The 2,303-nt window shown below is 26.1% G+C and carries 3 protein-coding genes; all 3 read right to left on the bottom strand.

The annotated features are described in order from the left end of the window. Nucleotides 1-476: 476 nt before the first annotated feature. Genes U9R42_10675 through U9R42_10665 form a run of 3 tightly spaced genes read right to left on the bottom strand, consistent with a single transcriptional unit; the run spans nucleotide 477 to nucleotide 1,964 of the window. Nucleotides 477-926, bottom strand: a complete 450-nt coding sequence (locus U9R42_10675) for a hypothetical protein (GenBank protein MEA3496488.1) — start codon at nucleotides 924-926, stop codon at nucleotides 477-479. A 12-nt stretch (nucleotides 927-938) separates the two neighbouring features. Next, a complete protein-coding gene (locus U9R42_10670) occupies nucleotides 939-1,382 on the bottom strand; it encodes a hypothetical protein (GenBank protein MEA3496487.1) in 444 nt (147 codons plus the stop codon). A gap of 33 nt (nucleotides 1,383-1,415) precedes the next feature. After that, the gene (locus U9R42_10665) at nucleotides 1,416-1,964 is read right to left on the bottom strand and encodes a sigma-70 family RNA polymerase sigma factor (GenBank protein ID MEA3496486.1); all 549 of its coding nucleotides are present in this window, start codon (nucleotides 1,962-1,964) and stop codon (nucleotides 1,416-1,418) included. Nucleotides 1,965-2,303 lie beyond the last annotated feature (339 nt).

Genomic DNA, 2,303 nt, shown 5'->3' with positions numbered 1-2,303 from the left:
TTAGGCACTTTAAGTACTTCTGTTTATTTGTTTATTTGGTTATATGTTTATTTGAAAACATTTGTGATACTTTTTGTTGGGGTTTAAAACTTCAATAGCATTGGTTATCCGTAACACATAACTCTAAGTACTTTAGGCACTTTAAGTACTTCTGTTTATTTGTTTATTTGGTTATCTGTTTATTTGAAAGTATTTGTGATACTTTTTGTTGGGGTTTAAAACTTTAATAGCATTGGTTATCCGTAACACATAACTCTAAGTACTTTAAGCACTTTTAGTACTTCTGTTTATTTGTTTATTTGGTTATCTGTTTATCTGTTTATCTGAAAGCATTTGTGATACTTTTTGTTAGGGTTTTAAACTTTAATAGCATTGGTTATCCGTAACACATAACTCTAAGTACTTTAGGCACTTTAAGTACTCTAAGTACTTCTTTAATGTTTTACCATTGAACGCAACTTGGTCTTAACTGCCAACTATCTTCTTCTTTCTTTAATTATTTCCAGCAACTTTCTTTTAAATTGTCTTTCTGCTTTTGGTATTAAAAAAACCTTTTTTACAGGGATAACTTTCTTCATTTTATCGTAATAAATTTCTGAGATATCCAGCTTTTTTCGTTCAATATTCAAATATTCATCTATTACCTTGTCAAAATCTTTTTCAGTCATTGAATTATAGTTTTTACGAATTTCTAAGTTTTTTTCTTTTTTAGTCAATTCAATATCTCTAATTTTTTGACTGTATTCATTGTACAAAGGCCAAAAAACTTGTGCTTCGGCAGGTGTAAGATTTAAAACTTCAGTAAAAACAGCAATTCTAAGACTCTGAATTTTCTCTCGTTTATTATCTCTATTAGGTTGTGCAAAAAGTTGTTGAGTCAATGATATTAAAAGTATCGCAATAAATATTTTATACATTTTTTTCATAATATGTTTTTTTTAAAGTTGTTCAATTAATAGTTCTTCATCAATTATGTCTAAGATATTATCATCAATAAAATCTTTTGATTTCAAATCAGTATTTTGTTGAGTTTCATTAATATAATCAATAAGAATACTTGCATCTGCTTGGTCAAGAATATATGTTTCAGCATTTGTGAATAAATCATGTTCATACTTATTAATTGTAAAATTATGTATTGCAAAAAATACAACAACCCCAATTGCTAAAATGGATACGGCATATCTTAAAAAAAGATTTTCAAAAAGATTTTCAAATCCTAAAACAATTTTATTCTTTTGTACAAAGGTTTTCTGTTGAATTTCGTCAGATAAAGTTTTAAAATAATCCGCAGGAATGCTAAAATTATTTTCTTTTTTTATTTCACTTAATGGTTGTGAAATTTTAATTAACTCATCTTGTATTTCTTTTTTGTTTTCCATTGTATTTCTTTGACAATCTTTAATTAAAAAAGTTTAATCTTCCTTCAAAATAAATTTTTCAATTTTTTTAACAGCATGATGATAATTTGCTTTTAACCCACCAACAGATGTCCCCACAATCTTTGAAATTTCATCATAACTTTTTTCTTCAAAATATCTAAAATTAAAAACTATTCTTTGCTTTACAGGTAATTTCAAAATTGCTTTCTGTAATTTTTTTTGAATTACATCACCAGAAAATTCATTAGGGTCGTCAATTTTTCTTTCAAGTTCCGCTTCAACATTTATTATCGGGATATAAAATCTTTTTCTCTTTTTATTTAAAAAATCTATTGTTTCATTTACAGCAATACGATAAATCCAAGTATATAAATTAGCATCACCTCTAAAATCTTGTATTTTTGTTAAAATTTTTATAAAAACATTTTGAGTTATATCATTAGCATCATCATGCTCCACAACCATCCTTCGTGCTTGCCAATAAACTCTCTCCTGATATTTCTTTATCAATTGATTAAACGCATAATTCTTTTCGTTTTCAGTCTTAAGGTATGCTAATATTTCTTTGTCAGTTAAAAACAATTTCTCTATTAATTATTATTAATATTTTTTTTACAAAATTTAGACTAAATAATTCCGCTCAGGTTTAATGTTAATTCAATTTTACAATTTACTACTTATTATTTACTATTAACTACTTATTGGCGACTGCTTACTGTTTTATTTGTTTATCTGTTTATTTGTTTGTCATTTAGTGGTCATTTGCTTCGCTGTCATTTAGTTGCTATTTTTTAACTTTAAGTACTTTAGGCACTTTAAGTACTCTAAGTACTTCTTTTTGTTTATTTGTTTGTCATTTAGTGGTCATTTGCTTCGCTGTCATTTAGTTGCTATTTTTTAACTTTAAGTACTTTAGGCACT

The sequence above is a fragment of the Bacteroidota bacterium genome (assembly GCA_034723125.1).
GTDB lineage: Bacteria > Bacteroidota > Bacteroidia > CAILMK01 > JAAYUY01 > JAYEOP01.
This window is presented reverse-complemented; position numbering and strand designations above follow the sequence as displayed.